Source organism: Oceanobacillus saliphilus (assembly GCF_023522835.1).
Taxonomy (GTDB): Bacteria; Bacillota; Bacilli; order Bacillales; family Amphibacillaceae; genus Oceanobacillus; species Oceanobacillus saliphilus.
In genome coordinates, this window is sequence record NZ_JALCZU010000018.1 from 1 (window position 1) to 20,257 (window position 20,257).

The following is a 20,257-nucleotide window of genomic DNA, read 5'->3' on the forward strand; positions in this document are numbered from 1 at the left end:
CGACGTTTTTATTAGATAAGCCCGCAACCATACAGAATAACAATTAAATAGATTTATTACTTTTGGTAAGCTAGCAACTCGGTTCTTATTGCATTAAAGGGTGCAATTGTAAAATAAGGATAATTCCGAACTTTATTAGAAACTAATCGTACATGATAAAGATGTTCGTCAAGTTAGTTATCGGAATAATATTAATCAGGGAAAAAGGTTAAATTGAATGGATTAGATCACTTATTTATAGGAGTATGTGATAAAATAATAAAAGGTGATTTAATTTGTAAAGACAAACAAAGGAGGTTGAATAATGGCTATAAGTAATGAGGAATTAGTTGAAATGGTAAAAAAACTACCACAATCTGCTAAAAAATCAGCATATGATTATTTAAAATATTTAACTATAAGTCATGCTCGACCAAACTGGGATGAAATTATGGAATTAGAACCAGATGAAACCCCTTTGAGTGAAGAGGAAGAACGACAACTAAAGAGTAACTCTGAGTTTGTGTCTTGGGAGGAAGCAATAAATGAGCTTAATATACCCACTGACACTAAGTCGTGAGTCAATTAAATTTCTAAAAAAGCAAGAGAAATCTGTACAAGTGAGAATAAGTATACAGCATTAAAAGGACTGACTATACAACCACCTATAGGTGACATAAAACCGTTAAAGGGTAGAAAAGGACAATTAAGACTAAGAGTTGGAACATACAGAATTATATTTGAGGCTGACCATAATGAAAAAATGATTTATATACTAACTATTGATAATCGTGGTGATGTATACAAATAACTTGAACAAGACCATTTAACAACTATCGTTATGGTCTTTTTATTTTTTTTATAATATTATTGTGATGTGTTGCTAAATGTACTTTGCGAAGATATGTACCGCTAACTGGTGCGTATCTACAATAATACGATTTTTCTTTATCCTCCCCCAAATAAAAGATTAAAATGAAGTAATAAGGGGTATTCAACGATTTGGCAGGATAGTTGAGGAAATTGGAAAAGCAGAATAATTTATTATCAAAATAGGACTTAGAGAAAAATTTTTCTAAGTCCTTTTAATGTGATTTATATTGCTAAATCAGTCATAAAAATTGTGTGAACTACCTTGTGAATTATGGTGCGAATTATCATTTTGTACCTCACAAGTGACCCCGTTAAATGAATTGGGGTCGGTTTCTTGATGGAGCAGATGAGAAAGTTAAATTAATAACTTAACTTTCACACCATTAAAAGGTTAAACTGTTTAACTGGGCTAAACTTAGAAAGGCATTAAAAATCACGTTTCTAACTTGAAAAAAGTAAGGCTGTTTTTCGAATTTTTGTTGCTTTATATGCCTAGTAGTTTATGTGAATTGGGACATTTGCAAAGTTGGATAACCCTCTTCGACTATCGCTCTGGGGAATACACTCACGGACCTTCAGGCGGCTGGTGAGCCAACTTGCGCCAAAGCGCTTCGCTGTCTCACCGATGCCTCTGCTCCCGCAGAAGTCTCCGTGTATTTCCCAGAGCTGGTTAGAAGATTGCTGACAACTACTCGTGCGCGTCCGCCTAGAGCGATCAAGGACTGGTGAAGCTAATGATTACAATAGATATTTAAAGCTTGTTATAAAAATGCTGGAATTACCAGCAGCTAATGGACTTATAAAAACAGCTACGTCCTGACTTTTAATAGCCAGCCTACTACACTAATTCTGTCTGAGCATCCCAGGCTGGAAGCATTTTGTTTAATTGTTTATCTTCCCTGTACCCAAGTACATATTCGGCTTGCATAATTGTATGAATTTCTCTTGTTCCTTCATAAATAACCGGAGCCTTTGAATTACGCAGGTAACGTTCTACTGGATATTCATCTGAATAACCATATGCACCATGGATTTGCAATGCATCATCTGCTGCTTTATTTGCGAAGTCACATGCCTGCCATTTTGCTAGAGATGTTTCTCTTGTATTACGCTTCCCTTGGTTTTTAAGTTCGCCCGCACGGTAGACAAGTAACCGGCTCATTTGATAGCCTGCTTCCATTTTGGCAATCATCTGCTGAACGAGTTGATGTTTCCCGATTTCTTTTCCAAACGTTTCTCTTTCATGACAGTATTTTACACTTGCTTCAATGCAAGCCATGATTTGACCGACAGCACCAGCGGCAACTGTGAAGCGTCCGTTATCCAAGGCTGCCATTGCAATCTTGAAACCTTCCCCTTCTTCTCCAAGCAGATTCTCTTGTGGCACCTTTATTTTTTCAAAGAATATTTCCCCCGTGTTACCTGAACGTATTCCATGTTTCCCCTTGATAGCCTTTGAGGAAAAACCATCCCAAGAACGTTCCACGATAAATGCAGATATTCCTTTATGTTTCTTAGAGCGATCTCCTGTATAGGCAAATACAATGAAATTATCTGCAAGATCGCAAAGTGAAATCCATGTTTTCTGTCCGTTCAGGATGTAATGGTCGCCTTCTTTAACAGCAGTGGATTGCATAGCCGCCACATCGGAACCCGCTCCCGGCTCTGTCAGTCCGAATGCACCAATCTTTTCACCTTTTGCCTGTGGTGTCAGGTATTTTTGCTTTTGTTCCTCGTTCCCCCATTGAAGCAGGGTCATACTGTTTAAACCAGTATGGACGGAAACAGCTGTACGAAAAGCAGTATCACCACGCTCAAGCTCTTCACAGACGATGGCAAGAGAGTTATAATCCATACTACTTCCACCGTATTCTTCAGGGATACAAACTCCCATTAGTCCAAGATCTGCAAGTCTTTTCATGATAGTCGGGTCAAATTTCCCATCACGATCCCAATCAGCAATATATGGCATGATTTCCTTATCTGTAAAACTTCTCACCGTTTGGCGCAGCATTTTTTGTTCTTCATTAAATTCAAAGTTCATCAGATCATCTCCTAATTTTTGTTTTTTGAAAAAGTTAAGTTTGCTAGTATTTCATCATTATGTTCACCAGGATCTGGTGGATGAAGCTCATACCTTACAGGCGACCTGGACAATTTCAGTGGACTTCCGATTGCTTTTACAGTTTCGGCAGATGGGTGTTCATATTCAATAAACATTTCTCTCTCCTGAAGCTGCGGATCCATACTTACTTCAGCAATGTTCTGTATTGGGCCGCAGGGGATACTGTTTTCTTGGCATTTCTCTTGCCAGTATGCGGTTGGCTTCGTCAAAAATCCATCCTGCAAGAGCGGAACAAGTTCATCCCTGTGCTCAACCCTATCGGCGTTTGTGCGGAATCTTTCGTCATTCGCCATCGTAGGTTTTCCTATGATGGAGCATAGCTTTTTAAATTGATTATCATTTCCTACCGCAATTACCATCTCGCCATCACTCGTGTTGAACGTCTGGTAAGGGACAATATTGGCGTGACTGTTCCCGAGTGCAACAGGAATTTTTTCGGACATTAAATAATTGCTTCCAATATTGACAAGTGAACTCACTGCTGCATCATAAAGTGAAAGATCAAGTTTTTGTCCTTTTCCGGATTGTTTTCGTTCAAGTAAAGCAGCCTGAATACCGATGCATGCATACAAGCCGGTTAAGATGTCAGTAATTGCAACACCCATTTTCTGTGGCCCGGATTCCTCTGTACCGGTTATGCTCATAAGCCCGCTCATTGCCTGGATGATAAAATCATATCCTGGCATATCCTTATACGGACCAGTTTCACCAAAGCCGGTAATGGAACAATAGACGATTTCCTCGTTTATATCAGCCACTGTTTCATAATCAAGCCCAAAGCGTTCCATTGTTCCGACTTTAAAGTTATTTATAATGACATCGGACTGTGAAATCAGTTGTTTGATTGTAGCTATTCCCTCATCCGTTTTTAAATCGATTGTGATGCTTTTTTTATTGCGGTTTGCACAAAGATAATAGGCACTTACCCCATTAGTGAATGGTGGTCCCCAACCTCGTGTTTCATCACTGCCACCAGGTGATTCCACTTTAATCACCTCAGCACCAAGATCACCAAGGATCATGGTGCAATAAGGTCCCGCAAGAACACGTGTGAGATCGAGAACTTTGATGCCGTCTAACGCACCAGCCATTTTGAAACCTCCTTTCTAAAATTTATTTTTCTGAGTCAGCGGGCAGCCCATTAAAAAAAGCCAGCTCAAACGAATGCAGTATAGCTGCAATTCAATTTGAACTGGCTTTTATTTGTTGAGACATACCCAGGAAAGGGCATGTGAACAAATTAGGCAGTTAATTTTTTAAAGTAAGAAAGTGTCACCGTATGTGATGACGTGGAATTCGTCTTTACACGGTTGTTTATTTTAGATTATATATGTTTCTATGAAGTTTGTAAACGTTTTCTACTAAAATTTTGTCAGCCCATACAAAAAGTTCTGTATGAGCTGTCAACATTATTTAGCTGCTTTCTGTAATTTGCCGATCATTTTGAGAGCACGTCCAGTTCCAATTGCAACGGATTCAAGAGGATTTGGAGCCATGTGTACTGGCACACTCAACTCACCTACAAGCCATTCCTGCATGCCGTTTAATAGTGACCCACCACCAGTCAGGACAATCCCGTTATCGACAATATCTCCACTTAATTCGGGTGGGCATTCTTCCAATGTAGCACGGATTGTCTCCAATATTTGTTCAAGTGATTCTTTAATAGCATTGTAGATTTCAGGGGATGTGATTTCGATTGTTTTAGGAAGGCCAGTCACCATATCACGACCACGAATATCCATCGCTTTTTCTTTATGGTTCGGATGGGCATAACCGATTTCCATTTTAATGTTTTCGGCAGTGCGTTCACCAATCAAAATGTTATATTTCTTACGGATATGCTGAATAATTTCTTCATCCATTTTATCTCCAGCCATACGAACAGAATTGCATGATACAATTCCACCAAAGGAAATGATGCCTACTTCAGAAGTTCCTCCCCCAATATCAACCACCACATTTGCGTATGGCTCATCGACGGGTAGGTCTGCTCCTATTGCAGCAGCGACAGGTTCTTCAATCAGATGGACATGTTTTGCTCCATAGCTTGTCACAGCATTGTGAATGGCACGTCGCTCAACAGTTGTACTGCCAGAAGGAGTACAGACGACTACAGTTGGTTTGCGCATGGACATGCCAAGTTTTTTACTTACTTTCTTTAATAATTCTTTAAGCATTTGTGCGGTTACATCATAATCCGCAATAACGCCATCCCGTAATGGTCTTATAGGGACGATGTTCTTAGGGGTTTTCCCAACCATTTCCTTAGCTTCTGAGCCTACAGCCACGACTTGCTTCGTATTAATATCAATAGCCACAACGGATGGCTCATTTAAGACGATACCTTTTGTTTTTGAATAAACAAGAATATTTGCCGTACCCAAGTCAATTCCGATTTCTGCATTTGAAAACATAATATGATCCTCCAATGATGACAGATTATTTTTTAGGACTTCTCTATAAGTAGTTACAGTTTCAGAGTAATTTTTTTCTTAAAACTGACTGGAAAAAGTTTAGTTGATTTTCCTTTAATAAAGAACGTTACTCTTAAAATTAAAACATTCAGGGAGGGAAAATCAAGTGACATTTTGATTACAAATTATTGCATACTGTAATATAGACCGTTTGTTTTAAAGGTGTCAATTGCAATTTTATAGTAGTTTTTTCCTGCATGTTGAACATTTTCCACAATATCCTAATTTAGGAGATATACCATTGCTATAGATCATAAGGATTTGAGATTGATAGGCAAAATTGTCCATACCAAAATAACCACAATGGTAAAGCCTTCCTCAAATATTACAAAAATCTTGTGTTATGATAATTTTGCACAAGAAAACAACAACAAAAAACAAAGGAGAGTGCATGAGATGTTTAAGAAAGTAGGAATGGTTACTGCATTATCAGCGGCTTTACTTTTCGGTGGAGCATTTTCATCAAATGCTGAAGCTTCAGCAGATCAAAATCAGTCATTTAATACTTCATATAAAGTTTATTATTCTATGAATGGGCAAGTGGATACAGTTTCAGAGAATGATATTAAAGGTCTAGTAGACAGCGTATTAAATAGATTCGAAATTGATTGGAAAAACCTAGATTGGAAATCACTTCAATTAAATGAAAAAGAATCCAATAAGGCTCCAGAAAATGTAGAACAATCAGAGCAAAAAGAAGCACCAGCTGAAAAGCAACCAGTTCAAGAAGAAAAACCTGCTCAAGAACAGCCTAAAGCAGAAGCACCAGCAAAACAAGAACCAGTTAAACAAGAGCCAGTAAAAGAAGCACCGGCAAAACAAGAACCAGTTAAACAAGCACCTGTAAAAGAGGAAAAACCTGCTGAACAACCAGCAGCACCAGTACAACAACCAGTACAAAAAGAAGAGCAACCTCAAAAACAGGAGCAATCACAACAATTAAGTCAATTTGAACAAGAAGTAGTTGAACTAACAAACCAAGAAAGAGCAAAACAAGGTTTGCCAGCACTAAAAATAGATACAGAATTAAGTAAAGTAGCTCGTGAAAAATCACGTGATATGGCTGTAAATAACTATTTCGATCACAATAGCCCAACATACGGTTCACCTTTTGACATGATGAAGAGCTATGGTATTTCATATAGCACTGCAGGTGAGAACATTGCTAAAGGACAGCGTACACCAGCAGAAGTGGTTAATGCTTGGATGAACAGTCAAGGTCACCGTGAGAATATCCTTAATGGTAATTATACACATATCGGAGTGGGATATGTGGAACAAGGTAACCACTGGACACAACTATTTATTGGAAAATAATAACTTACCAAAAGATCAGCCTCGGCTGGTCTTTTTTTTTGCTGTAAGAAAGTATAAAATTTTGGCAGACAATCGTATTTTTTCTCGATGTTTATTTATTGAATATTATGCTAATATATATATAGGAAATAACGTAAAGGGACGGTGAGAGGTATGAAATGGTCAGAGGTTAGAAATTTGTACCCAAATCAATTTGTCAAATTAAAAGTGTTATCTTCTCACATAAAAAATGAACAAGAATTTGTTGAAGATATGGCTGTAATAACGCCTGTATCAGATCAACTAGCAACAAAAGAACTGTTGAAATCAAAAGGTGACGAGCTAATTTTTCATACAGCCAATGAAAGTATTGTGCTTGAAATTCGTCAAGATGTTGGGTTAAGGAGATTTGACTACCTTGAAAATCAAGCATAAATATGGATTACTTTTAGCAGATATTACGCTGACATTTAACGAAAAAAGCAAAGTGATTGAAAATATGGTTGTAGATACTGGGGCTGCTAGAACTCTTATTTCACAGGATGCAGTAGAAGATATTGATCTTCAAGTTGATTTACATGATAAGATTGTAACTTATTTTGGAATTGGTGGAAAAGAGCACGCATTTAGGAAACAAGTAGACCAAATTCAAATTGATGATCTTATTGTTGAAAAAATTGAGGTAGATTTCAATGATTTTGGATATGATGACATAAACGGATTACTTGGTTTAGATTTGTTAATGAGAGCAGAATTTACAATTGATTTAAGGCAGCTGCGAATGGACAGAAACTTTTAAAGAGAACCTAAATAATAAAAAGGGTTCTCTTTTGTCGCTTATAACCAGCTAGCACCCTGACATATTCACTAAGTCTACGTTCTTCTTCAAGCAAAACAGTAAGAATATAGTTTATTTTGATAATTAGTTGAATAAAAAATAAGAAAATATTGAAATAGCCTGGTTAAAATGAACTAGGCTATTTATCTGCATAAGTGCAACTAATTGCACTACATTTTGTGGTGCAATTAGTTATAGATTTTAACGTGTGAATCTTTTCGATAGGTATGCAACCGTTACGCTTATCCCAGACTCTTTTTCATTTTAAGCGGAAAAGTGGGTAAAATATGTGGGTTAAGGGTATACCCTTAATACAGAAACTGCAATGCGTATATTGATAAAGAGGTGTAATGGATGGTACAAGGATCAGCTAATTTAAATACAGAAATAAATGAAAAGTGGTTACAGGAATATGTTGACAACTGGGTCGGATTTTTTAAGAAGCAAACTGTTGATGGAGAAGTTGCCAGCTACATACCGATTTTGGCGGAAGCAGACCAGGAAGCACTTGGCATATCCATTATTGGAAAAAACGGAGTTGCGATTAAGTCAGGAAATACAGAGGAAAAATTTACGATCCAAAGTATTTCAAAAGTCCTGACATTTATTGTAGCATGTATGGAAAGAGGGTTGGCCTATGTATTGAGTCGAGTTGATGTAGAGCCGACGGGGGAAGCTTTTAACTCTATTATGCATCTGGAAATCACACAGCCCAAAAAACCTTTCAATCCTTTAGTTAATTCTGGAGCACTTACCGTTTCTTCTATGTTGGAGGGGAAGACATCAGATAGAAAATTAGAAGCTCTTTTTATCCTTTTGGAAAAGATGATAGGTTATCGTCCACAAATAAATGTGGAGACATATGAGTCTGAGCGGGACACATCCATGCGGAACAGAGCAATTGGCTACTATTTATTAGAGGGTGATTATCTAGAGTCAGATCTTGGCATTACATTGGAAACCTATTTCAAGCAATGTTCCATCGAAATAACGATTGATGACCTTGCAAGAATAGGTTTGGTATTATCCAATGATGGCTATGATCCCGATACAAATGAAGAAATCATACCAAGGGCAATAAGCCGCCTTGCAAAAGCGATGATGTTAACTTGTGGAATGTATAATGCGTCAGGTAAATTTGCAGCGTACGTTGGAATTCCGGCTAAAAGTGGTGTTTCTGGAGGGATATTGGCAGTTGTTCCACCAAGGGTAAGGGACGAGGAGCTTCCATTTCTTGAAGGTTGCGGGATTGGTATCTATGGTCCTGCATTGGATAATCAGGGAAACAGTATTGCTGGAATTAAGTTACTCAGGCATGTTGCGAATCAATGGGATTTAAGTTTATTTTAGTAGTAGAGACTTCATCATCAGGAGAACGAAAGCTGTCCTGGTGATAATCAAGTTTACGAAGGGGAGGGATATGTGATGTGTGGCAGATATACATTGCTGGCTGATGAACTAGAGGTATTGGATGAATTTGGTCTGGATGAGCGTATCGATTCGTTTCATCCAAGTTATAATGTGGCACCAGGTCAACAAGTTCTTGCGATTATAAATGATGGTGTTAAAAAGAGGGCCGGTCATTTAAGGTGGGGACTTATTCCCTCTTGGGCAAAAGATGAGAAGATAGGATATAAAATGATTAATGCAAGAAGTGAAACAGCAAATGAAAAGCCAAGTTTTAAAAAATTGATGTCGCAAAAAAGATGCTTGATTGTGGCCGATAGTTTTTATGAATGGAAAAAAACAGAAAGTGGAAAACAACCGAAAAGAATTCAAGTAAAAGACCGGAAGCTTTTCGCCTTTGCAGGACTCTGGGATAAGTGGGTACAAGAAGATAAAACGATATTTACTTGTACCATCCTAACCAAAGATGCCAATCACTTCATGCAGGACATTCATCACCGGATGCCGATTATTCTACCAAAAGGCAAAGAGGATGAATGGATACAGCCGAATCAATTGCATCCCGAGGAAGCAAAACGACTATTGCAGCGTTTCAATGATGAAGAATTTGTGGCATATAATGTGGATTCTTATGTTAATTCAGCGAAGAATAATGATCCTTTATGTATCGAGCCAATTGCGTAAATGAAAGAGTGGATATCCTTAAAATCAAGGATACCCACCCGATGTTTTAAGCGGATTTAGCTTTCGCTGCTTTTTCTTCTTCTTTTTCTGCTTTAGCTACTTTCATAAATTTCTTTGTTTCATAAACGACGACACCTGACAGACCTAATAGACCAATCAAGTTTGGAATGGCCATTAAGGCGTTCATAATATCAGCCATCAGCCAAACAACATCAATTAACTCGATAGCACCGTAAAATACTACGAATACAAAGGCAATGCGGTAAATAGAGATGGCCCTTTCACTTTTAAACAGATAGCCGAAACATTTCTCCCCATAATAGGACCAACCAACAAGTGTAGAGAATGCAAAGAAAACAATGGAGATGGTAACCAAGTAACCACCGGCATCACCTAAAAACGCTGAAAAGGATGCACTTGTCAAAGGTGCGCCATCAAGACCATCGGAATACATATTTGCCATAACAAGTGTAATACCTGTAATCGAACATACGATGATCGTATCGAAAAGAACCTGTGTCATTGAAACAAGACCTTGACGTCCAGGATAGTCAGTCTTCGCTGCTGCAGCTGCAATTGGTGCAGAACCTAGACCAGCTTCATTGGAGAACACACCACGCGCAACCCCGTATCGGATTACGGTTCCCAATATACCACCGCCTACCGCACTGCCTGTAAATGCATCGGTAAAAATTAGACCGACAGCAGCAGGAATTAGTTCAAAGTTCATGATCATAATAACTAAACCACCGGCAATATAAAATAATGCCATAATTGGAACAAAAAATGCAGTAACTTTACCGATGATTTTAATTCCACCAAGGATTACCAAACCAGTTAGGATGGTAAGAATTATACCTGTGACCCATGTAGGAACACTAAAGGATGATTGCAATGCATCCGAAACAGAATTGGCCTGAACCATATTCCCAATCCCAAATGCAGCAATGGCACCAAAGATAGCAAAAGTAACACCTAGCCATTTTGCCTTGAGTCCTTTTTCAAGGTAATACATTGGTCCACCTGACATTTGACCTTTACTGTTGACTTCCCTGTACTTTACGGCAAGTACAGCTTCTGAATATTTAGTCGCCATTCCAAATAGAGCAGTAATCCACATCCAGAACACAGCACCTGGACCACCCACGACGACTGCGGTTGCCACACCAACAATATTACCAGTACCTATAGTGGCTGCCATCGCGGTTGTTAATGCTTGGTAATGACTGATGTCACCCTTTGACTTTTTATCTTGCCTTTTTGGGCTGAATGCAAATTTTAAAGCATATGGCAATGCAGTAAGCTGCAAAAATCCCAGTCTGAAGGTTAAATATAAACCTGTACCAACAATTAATATCAGTGTTGGAGGGCCCCAGACAAAGCCACTAATGTCATTAAGTATATCCAGCATTTTTCTTCCCCCTTTCATTTATATACTATTAAATATTCCGAAAACTCACTAGGATGTCAAGTAAAAATTAGAAAATTACTAAAAATAATTGTTTTCACTTAATTTGTTTTCGAAAATAAGGGAGTGATCATGAAACAAAGAACAAAACCATGAGCTGGCTGTGGCTGTTTAGTTGTAAGAATGAATGGCTGACAAAATGTTATCCTTTTTTATATTCTCATAAAAACGATTACATATTTTGCTTATCGATGGCAATGTTGCTTATAATATAGTTAAAAGCTGGAAAGGTGATAATATAATGATACGTGTATTATTTGTCTGTTTAGGTAATATTTGTCGTTCGCCGATGGCTGAGGCTATTTTTAGGGAACTGGTGAAAAAGGAGAATCTTTCTGATAGAATTGAAGTGGATTCAGGTGGGACTGGGAATTGGCATGTGGGCAAACCTCCACATGAAGGTACCATGTCATTGCTGGAAAGGGAGAGAATTTCCAGTGAAGGCTTGCTTGCTCGTCAGGTTAAAGAAAATGATTGGGATGATTTTGATTATATCATTGCAATGGATGAGCAAAATATAGAAGACTTGGGCAACATAAGAAAGGGAGACGATTCTATCGTCATCGCAAAACTGATGGACTTTGTCGAGAACCCTCAAGAAACAAATATCCCGGATCCATATTTTACAGGAGATTTTGATTATACGTATCAGTTGGTGTCAGCAGGGTGTAGGAATTTACTTAATCATCTAAAAGTAAAACATGATTTCAATTAAAGGAGAGAACCAAAATGGGAAAACGCAAACTTTTATTAAGTATTTCAATTGGAGCTGCAGTGGGTGGGGCAACTGCATTGTTCGACAGAGAAACAAGGGATTATGCTAGGGAGAAGCTGTCATCCGCTAGAGCGAGTTCTTCTTATTTTATAAATAATCCTTCTGAAGCAATTCATAACCTGAGAGATACGTTTGATCACTTTAATCAAACATTTGCAAATGGGGCAGCAAATGCAATCAATGCATTAGAGCAGGTAGAAAACACTTTGGACAAAGTTACGAATAAAAAAGATGTAAAGGAAATACAATAGAAGAAGTGCTTTTTATAGGGAGCGAGTAATGTGGGAAATGTGGCAAAACACTTCAAGCAGTTTTATCAGCGCGTTGAAGCAGTTGATGTATTCGGGCTGGCTGCTCAGCTAGCATATTTCTTTCTGTTGTCACTGTTCCCTTTTCTATTGTTTTTACTTAATTTAGTTGGTTATTTACCAATTAGTGAACAAGTAATTCTCGATACGATCGCATCCTTTGCACCTAATCAAGTAATGGAACTTATAAATACCAATGTCCACCAGATGCTTCATGAACAAAGTGGAAGTCTTCTCTCAATCGGGCTAATCGGTACACTTTGGGCGGCATCAAATGGTGTCAATGCGATTGCGAGAGCTTTTAACAGAGCCTATAAAGTTGAAAAGAAACGTTCCTTTTTTACGGACAGACTGATTGCTATATTGCTTACCATTGCCATGATAGTTGTAATTTCAGTCGCTTTATTACTTCCCGTGTTTGGCAGAGTAATTGGAGAGTACATATTCTCAATCTTTGGATTGACGGAAGGATTTCTTGCCACATGGGAAACAATGAGGTGGGTGCTGTCCTCGGTAATATTCTTTATCGTGCTGCTTTTCCTATATAAACTTGCCCCCCATAAAAGGATTTATTTTAAAAATGTTATCTGGGGTACACTATTTGCAACAATATCATGGCAAATAGCGTCCTGGGGATTCTCTTATTATGTAAGCAATGTAGGTGATTACTCTGTAACTTATGGAAGTCTTGGTACAGTCATCGTTTTAATGATATGGTTTTACCTATTTGGAATAATTGTAATCATTGGTGGCATAATAAATGCTTCCATAAGAGAATATCGTTTACAAAAATAGCTGCCACTATGGCAGCTATTTCAGTAAACGCAACCCATTCAGAATTACCAAAATCGTACTTCCCTCGTGGCCAATGACTCCAAGTGGGAGGTCAATCAGCTGGAAGTAGTTGCTGATGATCAGCAAAACGATAACACTTATGGAGAAAAAGATATTCTGTTTAATGATCCGATTCATGCGACTGGATAAATGAATGGAATTAGTGATTTTTGACAGATCATTCTTCATCAGTACGATATCCGCAGTTTCCAGTGCAATATCCGTTCCTTCCCCCATCGCTATTCCTAGATTGGCACTAGCCAAAGCAGGGGCATCATTAATTCCATCACCAACCATCGCGATGTTGCCATACTGATTACGAAAACTTTTCACGTGGTCCACCTTATCCTGTGGGAGGCAATTTGCAATATATCGGTCAAGGCCTACTTCCTCGGCAACCGCCTTAGCGGTCAATTCATTATCTCCAGTAAGCATAACTGTTTGGATGCCACTGCTTTTCAATTTACGGATGGCATTCTTTGTGGTTTGGCGTACAGTATCCTGTAAAGCAAAAACTGCAACAATTTTTTCTTCTGCTTTTGCAAAGGTGATTGTTTTGCCTTCAGATGCAAGTGCAGCCATTACACTATTTTGAAAGCTTTCTGCAGCTTCTTTCCCTACAAAGTCTGCTTTTCCGATTGACCACTGCCTATTGAATGCTACTGCAGTGACACCTTTTCCACTAATGTTTTTCATATCAACAACGTCAACATCATTCAAGCTACCGGCCTGTTCTTCACAATAAGCTGTTATAGCCTGTGCGAGCGGATGGGTGGATTCTTTTTCAATTGCCCCTACTGCTTTCAAAATTTGGTTAACATCATAATCAGAGGCGAAAAAAGCATCTGTCACAACTGGTTTCCCATTCGTCAATGTACCCGTTTTGTCCAGTGTGATTGCTTTAATGCCACTCAAATTTTCAAGATGCACACCACCTTTAAATAGTACACCTTTTTTGGCGGCATTAGATATTGCAGACAATGTAGCGGGAGCAATGGATGCAACAAGGGCACATGGAGAAGCAACGACAAGCAGCACCATCGCCCGATAGATACTTTCAGAAAGCGTCCATCCAAATGCAAGGTATGGAAGAAACATCATGATGGCAACTACGATTAATACGATATAAACATATGCATTTTCGAACTTCTCGATAAATAACTGGGAAGGTGACTTTTCTTCCTGGGCTGACTGGACCAGTTGGATTATTTTTTGAAAAAGGGTTTCACTTGGCTTTGTTGTAATTCTAACTGTTAACGTTCCGTCCAGTGCAACCGTTCCGGAAAAAACGTCGTTGCTTTTTTCTTTATGAAGTGGCATGGACTCTCCACTGATTGCACTTTCGTCTATTGTGGAAGAACCTTTTACGATAATTCCATCAGCTGGAATCAGTTCACCGGCACGGACAAGGATCAGGTCATCAATCTTCAGGTCGGAGACAGGCACGACAGTTTCCATGCCATTTTGAATAAGTAATGCCTCTTCAGGCTGAAGTTCCATTAAAGAAGATATTGCTTTATTGCTTTTATTCAAGGAATACGTTTCAAGAGCCCCAGATAATGCGAATATAAATATAAGTATCGCGCCTTCTGTCCAATACCCAATTGAAACGGAACCAATAGCTGCAAGAATCATCAAAACTTCCACATTCAGTTTTTTCGTTCTTATCGTTTCTGTAATTCCTTCTTTCGCTTTTGCATAACCTCCGACTGTAAAAGCAATCAAATGCAGAACGACCCACCATGTATCCGGTAAATAATCTCCTATCGTCCAGGTTATCAAAATAATAACCCCGCTGATTAATGCTGCGATTAATTCGATATGTTCCTTTAGTTTTGTAGGTAAACTTTCTGCAGAAAAATGATTTCGTTTATTTTTCCGAGAACTTAACACTTCTTGATTGATACTCATTATCAATTGCCTCCTATAATTGAGAATTGTTATCAGGGGTTTAAAATCATTTTTACTATAAACACAGTTGCAAAAGGGTTAATCGATACTTGTTTTCATTTTATAATTATTATAATTAGGTATCTGATATAATTATAGCATGATAGATTAGGAAGTCAATCTTAAAAATAATGTATATGCTACCATTTTCCCGGCTAGTATTAATTATTAGAAGCTCCTGATGGTTTATCAAAAAAGAGCATAAAAATTTTAATAATTATGTTATTCTGTTACAATAACTAAAGATATTTTTATATAACAAAGGAGTGTATCAGTTGAAGAAGTTTAGTTTATATTTAGTTTTATTAGCAATTGTGGCAGTACTAAGTGCATGCGGCAGTTCTGATGATACAGATGATACGAGCAATCAAGAGGAAGATACAGCAACAGAAGTTGTTACAGATGAAAGATGGGAAGATGTTCAGCAGTCGGGAGAACTTATTGTAGGTACTTCAGGTACACTGATTGGAGCGTCCTATTATGATGAAAATGACGAATTGACCGGATATGATGTTGAAGTCATGCGTGAAGTAGCTGAACGTCTTGATCTTGAGGTAAGCTTTGAAATCATGGGAATAGACAGTATGCTACCAGCTGTTCAAAATGGCAGAATTGATGTAGCGGCAAATGATATTGAAGCAACGGATAAAAGAAAAGAAGAATTCAATTTCAGCGAACCATACAAGTATTCTTATAGTACAATGGCAGTTCGCGAGTCAGATAACTCGGGAATTGAAACATTGGAAGATCTTGAAGGTAAAAAAGCAGGCGGTGGAGCGACAACTATCTACAGCCAAATTGCTGAACATTTTGGTGCAGAGGTAATTACATATGGAAACGCACCTAATGAAGCTTACTTGAGTGATGTTAGCAATGCAAGAACAGACGTCGTAATTAACGATTATTATTTAACTAAATTTGGTGTAGCAGCATTTCCTGATTTCGATTTGCATCTTCATCCTACATTGATGTTCCACCCGACTGAGCAGGCAGTTGTCATTCCTAAGGGAGCTGATCAACTCACGGAGGAAATCAATAACGTATTGAATGAAATGCGTGAAGATGGAACACTATCTGAGTTAGCTATACAGTTTTATGAAGAAGATGCTTCCGTTCAACCAGAAGGTGAAATCGAAGAAATTGAAGGTCTGGAACTGTAAGGAGAATATAAGATGAACTTCAATGGATTTGATTTTGGGGGATTATTTGATATTGAGCTAGCAATAAAGAGTCTTCCTTTTGTGTTGCAAGGATTGCCAATGACAATTTTCATTTCCATTGCAGGAATGGGAATCGGACTTGTTCTAGGATTATTTCTTGCACTGGCAAGGGGATCCAAAAAAATTCTGTTGCGATGGCCATCCCGTATATATATATCCTTTATGCGCGGGACCCCTATGCTCGTATTTCTTTTCATTCTATACTTTGGTTTACCTGTTGTTGGCATAGAATTCACTGCACTGACTGCAGCAATCATTGGATTTGGCCTCAATAGTGCAGCCTATATTGCTGAAATAGACAGGTCATCCCTTAACAGTGTCGACAAGGGACAGTGGGAATCGGCCAAAGCCTTGAATATGCCATACTGGACGACGCTACAGAAAATTATATTGCCACAAGCAACGCGTATTGCAATTCCACCTTTAACAAATGTTTTAATGGATATAGTCAAAGCAACATCGCTCGCAGCTGTCATTACAGTTCCAGAACTATTCCAAAAAACACAGATTGTTGCTGGGAGAGAATTTGATGCCATGACCATGTATGTTCTTGTAGCCCTGATTTATTGGCCGATTTGTATAATTATAGGCTTTATACAGGAAAGTTTAGAAAAACGGTATAGTAGCTTTTTATAAAAAATTCATTTCTGTATTCTGCACCTTGACTTGACTGTCATCTTTAATGCATGGTAACAGCCAAGGCGTTCTTGCATGCGTTAGAAAAATTCTGAAAAGCACCCCAATTGTTAGGTAGATCTAACAATTGGGGTGCTTTTTGGTATGGAAATTTATTGTCTTCATCGGAGTTATGAAGATCAAAACACGGTGAGGGAGGGGTGGAAATGACCTTCATTGAGGTTATGAAGATCAAAAGACGGTCAGGGAGCGCTGGAAATGACCTTCATCGGGGTTATGAAGATCAAAAGACGGTGAGGGAGCGGTGGAAATGACCTTCATTGAGGTTATGAAGATCAAAACACGAGGAGGAAACGCTGGAAGTGAACTTCATCGATGCTATGAAGATCAAAACAGGGGAAGGAAACGCTGGAAATGATCTTCATCGCTGTTATGAAGATCAAAACATGGGAAGAAAACGCTGAAAGTGACCTTCATTGATGCTATGAAGATCAAAAGACGGTGAGGGAGCGCTGGAAATGACCTTCATCGGGGTTATGAAGATCAAAACACGTGGAGGAAACGCTGAAAGTGAACTTCATCGATGCTATGAAGATCAAAACACGTGGAGGAAACGCTGAAAGTGACCTTCATTGATGCTATGAAGATCAAAAGACGGTGAGGGAGCGCTGGAAATGATCTTCATCGGAGTTATGAAGATCAAAACACATGGAGGAAACGCTGGAAATGACCTTCATTGAGGTTATGAAGATCAAAAGACGGTGAGGGAGCGCTGGAAATGACCTTCATCAAGGTTATGAAGATCAAAAAGACGGTGAGGGAACGCTGGAAATGAACTTCATCGATGCTATGAAGATCAAAAGACGGTGAGGAAACGCTGGAAATGATCTTCATCGCTGTTATGAAGATCAAAAGACGGTGAGGAAGCGCTGGAAATGACCTTCATCGCTGCTTTGAAGATTAAAACAAGGGAAGGGAGCTCAGCCCAAATCGAATCCTTTACTTCATGAAGCACCTTTTTCCCACCACTCACTACTTTTACCCCACCTATAATAATAAGTATTTTCCCTGGCTGTGCATAATTTAGCCTTATCCGAAAAAAATAGGGGAAAAGAAAGGAATGGGTAACATGAAAATAAATAGAATAGTGGCGGTCGTAATTGTTGCTTTCTTATTGTCCCTTATTTCCCCATCGGCTGGTTTAGCTGAAACTGAGTCAGAGAATAATGAAATTCCGAGTCATGTACTAAATATATCGAAGGAAAATACGTACCCAAACTCAACAGAGGATCAGGAAGTTATTGAACCGAGTGAACTAACCCAAGAATTGCTTGATGAAATGGAAATCGCCATTGAAAATCCAGACCTTATTAAAATGCTAAATGAAACTTCGATCAACCCCTCCCCAATTTCAATTGGATATCGCGGCATGATTTATCTAGGAAGATGGGCATTAAATTATAGTTCAGAGGAATCCAATATAAACTGGGAATATCAGCCAATTAACTTAAATGAACTGAATAATATCGGTGGAGATAATACGCAAAATATGAATTATATCCAACAGGAACAAAAGGAAGTAAAAGGTGCATTGACGAATAAAATAACCAATCCGGATGATATTCGGAAAATGATGCTTTTAAAAGCAAAGGAAAAGACGAACCTGCCACTTTCATACAGTACAATCATAGGGAAAAATACAAAAAAAGATAACTCCTATGGTGTCCCGGCTAAAAAACACGCAACATTGCAAGCATATGCGCCAGCGGTAAATGAAAAAGGACAAGTAACCTTTGGGGAAGTATATGTGAAATTGAAAGGTTCAAAGAAATCGATTGAAATTAAAAATGTTACAAAACAAGGGATAGGTGCATGGATTCCAGTACAAGATCACATTTCCTTCTCCTATCAAGTAAAATAAGTTCCACTAACCCTGTAAAATTTTTACAGGGTTTTTTTCTTTAAAAGGGGTTGCTTTTTATATAGTAGTGCTTTATCATGGTAAAGTGTTAAAGACAAATAAAAAATGTTCATCATAGATTGTGACATAGGGGGAAGATTTAAAATGGAATGGGTCGTTATTGTATCGGTTTTAGTAATGATGATTTTGAGTTTACTGCGTGTAAATGTAATCATCGCAATCATTACTGCAGGCTTAACAGCCGGATTAATGTCTGGTCTATCTTTAGTAGAATCAATTGAATTGCTTGTCAGTGGAATGGGTGGTTCATCGAGTACTGCATTAAGTTATATTTTACTTGGAGCATTTGCCGTGGCAATCAGTTACACAGGTATTACTTCTGTTTTAGTTACCTATCTTATTCGTGTACTGACAGGTAAGAGAACAATGTTACTGCTGGCGATTGCCGGTGTAGCATCACTATCTCAAAACGTAGTTCCCGTTCATATTGCATTTATACCTATTTTAATACCACCACTATTGAAACTGTTTGATCAAATGCGCATGGACCGCCGGGCTGTTGCGGTTGCACTTACTTTCGGTCTGAAGGCGCCTTATTTAATGATTCCAGCAGGATTTGGTCTGATTTTCCATGGTATCATTATCGAAGGAATGGAAGCAAATGGTTCTTCGATTACAAATGGGGAAACTGTATTAGCGATGCTGATTCCTGGTTTAGGAATGGTTGTTGGATTATTGATTGCTATTTTTATCACGTATCGAAAAGGCAGAGATTCCGTACCAGGTGCTGGGGGTATAGGAACAGCCATCCAATCACCGGAAAATGAGACGGTTACTTTTAACAAAAAACATATACTGACAATTGTTGCTATTATTGCAGCACTAGTAGTACAGATTATTACTGAAAATCTTATATTAGGTGCATTAACTGGGTTATTGTTCATGTTCGTATTTCTTGTCGTGCCATTTAAAAATGGAGATAAAGTTATGACAGATGGAATCAGCATGATGGGTACGATCGCGTTTGTAATGCTGGTCGCATCCGGCTTCGGTACGATATTAAAAGAAACAGGTTCCGTAAATGCATTGGTTGAATTGTCATCTGGTTTGTTAGGTGATAATAAAGCACTTATTGCTCTTATTTTGCTATTAGTAGGTTTAATCGTTACATTAGGAATTGGTTCCTCATTCGGTACCATTCCAATTTTAGCGGCACTATATGTTCCAATATGTATGGCTGCAGGATTTTCACCAGTTGCAACAGCAGCACTGATCGGAACAGCAGGTGCACTTGGCGATGCGGGTTCTCCTGCCTCGGACAGCACGCTCGGACCGACAGCGGGATTGAATGCAGATGGGAAACATCACCACATTTGGGATACTGTTGTACCAACCTTTATCCACTTTAATATTCCGTTGATTATTTTTGGTTGGATTGCCGCAATGGTTTTATAGAATAATTTTAT

Annotated in this window: 20 protein-coding genes; 14 read left to right on the forward strand and 6 right to left on the reverse strand. The window is 38.5% G+C overall.

The window, feature by feature from the left end:
• Nucleotides 1-304 precede the first annotated feature (304 nt).
• Nucleotides 305-559 carry a hypothetical protein gene (locus MN204_RS19670; RefSeq protein WP_249872786.1) on the forward strand — a complete coding sequence of 85 codons (255 nt, stop codon included), beginning with the start codon at nt 305-307 and terminating at the stop codon, nt 557-559.
• A 96-nt stretch (nt 560-655) separates the two neighbouring features.
• A complete protein-coding gene (locus MN204_RS21380) occupies nt 656-790 on the forward strand; it encodes a type II toxin-antitoxin system RelE family toxin (RefSeq protein ID WP_368858686.1) in 135 nt (44 codons plus the stop codon).
• Between the two features lie 900 nt (nt 791-1,690).
• Here the strand turns inward: MN204_RS21380 and MN204_RS19680 are convergent.
• From MN204_RS19680 to mreBH, 3 genes are all read right to left on the reverse strand, one after another.
• On the reverse strand, nt 1,691-2,896 hold the full coding sequence (locus MN204_RS19680; protein WP_249872787.1) for an acyl-CoA dehydrogenase family protein: 1,206 nt from the start codon (nt 2,894-2,896) through the stop codon (nt 1,691-1,693).
• A gap of 11 nt (nt 2,897-2,907) precedes the next feature.
• On the reverse strand, nt 2,908-4,068 hold the full coding sequence (locus MN204_RS19685) for a CaiB/BaiF CoA transferase family protein (RefSeq protein WP_249872788.1): 1,161 nt from the start codon (nt 4,066-4,068) through the stop codon (nt 2,908-2,910).
• Nucleotides 4,069-4,386: 318 nt separating this feature from the next.
• Nucleotides 4,387-5,394: a rod-share determining protein MreBH gene (gene mreBH, locus MN204_RS19690; protein ID WP_249872789.1), complete on the reverse strand. Its 1,008-nt coding sequence runs from the start codon at nt 5,392-5,394 to the stop codon at nt 4,387-4,389.
• A 456-nt stretch (nt 5,395-5,850) separates the two neighbouring features.
• Here mreBH and MN204_RS21750 point away from each other — a divergent pair, with 456 nt between their 5' ends.
• From MN204_RS21750 to MN204_RS19715, 5 genes are all read left to right on the forward strand, one after another.
• Nucleotides 5,851-6,771, forward strand: a complete 921-nt coding sequence (locus MN204_RS21750) for a CAP domain-containing protein (RefSeq protein WP_249872790.1) — start codon at nt 5,851-5,853, stop codon at nt 6,769-6,771.
• Between the two features lie 153 nt (nt 6,772-6,924).
• Nucleotides 6,925-7,185 (forward strand): hypothetical protein, encoded by a 261-nt coding sequence (locus MN204_RS19700; protein ID WP_249872791.1) that lies wholly within the window; start codon nt 6,925-6,927, stop codon nt 7,183-7,185.
• A complete protein-coding gene (locus tag MN204_RS19705) occupies nt 7,169-7,549 on the forward strand; it encodes a retropepsin-like aspartic protease (protein WP_249872792.1) in 381 nt (126 codons plus the stop codon). The genes MN204_RS19700 and MN204_RS19705 overlap by 17 nt, the downstream gene beginning before the upstream one ends.
• 393 nt (nt 7,550-7,942) lie before the next feature.
• Nucleotides 7,943-8,938 carry a glutaminase gene (locus MN204_RS19710; RefSeq protein WP_249872793.1) on the forward strand — a complete coding sequence of 332 codons (996 nt, stop codon included), beginning with the start codon at nt 7,943-7,945 and terminating at the stop codon, nt 8,936-8,938.
• Nucleotides 8,939-9,013: 75 nt separating this feature from the next.
• Nucleotides 9,014-9,679 (forward strand): SOS response-associated peptidase, encoded by a 666-nt coding sequence (locus MN204_RS19715; protein ID WP_249872794.1) that lies wholly within the window; start codon nt 9,014-9,016, stop codon nt 9,677-9,679.
• A 46-nt stretch (nt 9,680-9,725) separates the two neighbouring features.
• On the opposite strand, the gene MN204_RS19720 is transcribed toward MN204_RS19715, so the two are convergent.
• Nucleotides 9,726-11,090, reverse strand: coding sequence for an alanine/glycine:cation symporter family protein (locus tag MN204_RS19720; protein WP_249872795.1), 1,365 nt, complete (start codon nt 11,088-11,090; stop codon nt 9,726-9,728).
• Nucleotides 11,091-11,388: 298 nt separating this feature from the next.
• On the opposite strand from MN204_RS19720, the gene MN204_RS19725 reads away from it, so the two are divergent.
• The 3 genes from MN204_RS19725 to MN204_RS19735 are packed head-to-tail and all read left to right on the forward strand — an operon-like array spanning nt 11,389 to nt 13,025.
• Nucleotides 11,389-11,862, forward strand: coding sequence for a low molecular weight protein-tyrosine-phosphatase (locus tag MN204_RS19725; RefSeq protein WP_249872796.1), 474 nt, complete (start codon nt 11,389-11,391; stop codon nt 11,860-11,862).
• Between the two features lie 14 nt (nt 11,863-11,876).
• Nucleotides 11,877-12,173: a YtxH domain-containing protein gene (locus tag MN204_RS19730; protein WP_249872797.1), complete on the forward strand. Its 297-nt coding sequence runs from the start codon at nt 11,877-11,879 to the stop codon at nt 12,171-12,173.
• A 30-nt stretch (nt 12,174-12,203) separates the two neighbouring features.
• The gene (locus tag MN204_RS19735; protein WP_249872798.1) at nt 12,204-13,025 is read left to right on the forward strand and encodes a YihY/virulence factor BrkB family protein; all 822 of its coding nucleotides are present in this window, start codon (nt 12,204-12,206) and stop codon (nt 13,023-13,025) included.
• A 15-nt stretch (nt 13,026-13,040) separates the two neighbouring features.
• Here the strand turns inward: MN204_RS19735 and MN204_RS19740 are convergent, their stop codons facing one another.
• Nucleotides 13,041-14,975 (reverse strand): heavy metal translocating P-type ATPase, encoded by a 1,935-nt coding sequence (locus tag MN204_RS19740; RefSeq protein WP_249872799.1) that lies wholly within the window; start codon nt 14,973-14,975, stop codon nt 13,041-13,043.
• A gap of 314 nt (nt 14,976-15,289) precedes the next feature.
• On the opposite strand from MN204_RS19740, the gene MN204_RS19745 reads away from it, so the two are divergent.
• Nucleotides 15,290-16,174, forward strand: a complete 885-nt coding sequence (locus tag MN204_RS19745; RefSeq protein ID WP_249872800.1) for a transporter substrate-binding domain-containing protein — start codon at nt 15,290-15,292, stop codon at nt 16,172-16,174.
• 12 nt (nt 16,175-16,186) lie between these two features.
• Nucleotides 16,187-16,870, forward strand: a complete 684-nt coding sequence (locus MN204_RS19750; RefSeq protein WP_249872801.1) for an amino acid ABC transporter permease — start codon at nt 16,187-16,189, stop codon at nt 16,868-16,870.
• Between the two features lie 856 nt (nt 16,871-17,726).
• Here MN204_RS19750 and MN204_RS19755 read toward each other — a convergent pair.
• Nucleotides 17,727-17,903 (reverse strand): hypothetical protein, encoded by a 177-nt coding sequence (locus tag MN204_RS19755; protein ID WP_249872802.1) that lies wholly within the window; start codon nt 17,901-17,903, stop codon nt 17,727-17,729.
• Between the two features lie 87 nt (nt 17,904-17,990).
• Here MN204_RS19755 and MN204_RS19760 point away from each other — a divergent pair, with 87 nt between their 5' ends.
• A complete protein-coding gene (locus MN204_RS19760) occupies nt 17,991-18,791 on the forward strand; it encodes a YfkD famly protein (RefSeq protein ID WP_249872803.1) in 801 nt (266 codons plus the stop codon).
• 144 nt (nt 18,792-18,935) lie between these two features.
• Nucleotides 18,936-20,246 carry a Na+/H+ antiporter family protein gene (locus MN204_RS19765; protein WP_249872804.1) on the forward strand — a complete coding sequence of 437 codons (1,311 nt, stop codon included), beginning with the start codon at nt 18,936-18,938 and terminating at the stop codon, nt 20,244-20,246.
• Nucleotides 20,247-20,257 lie beyond the last annotated feature (11 nt).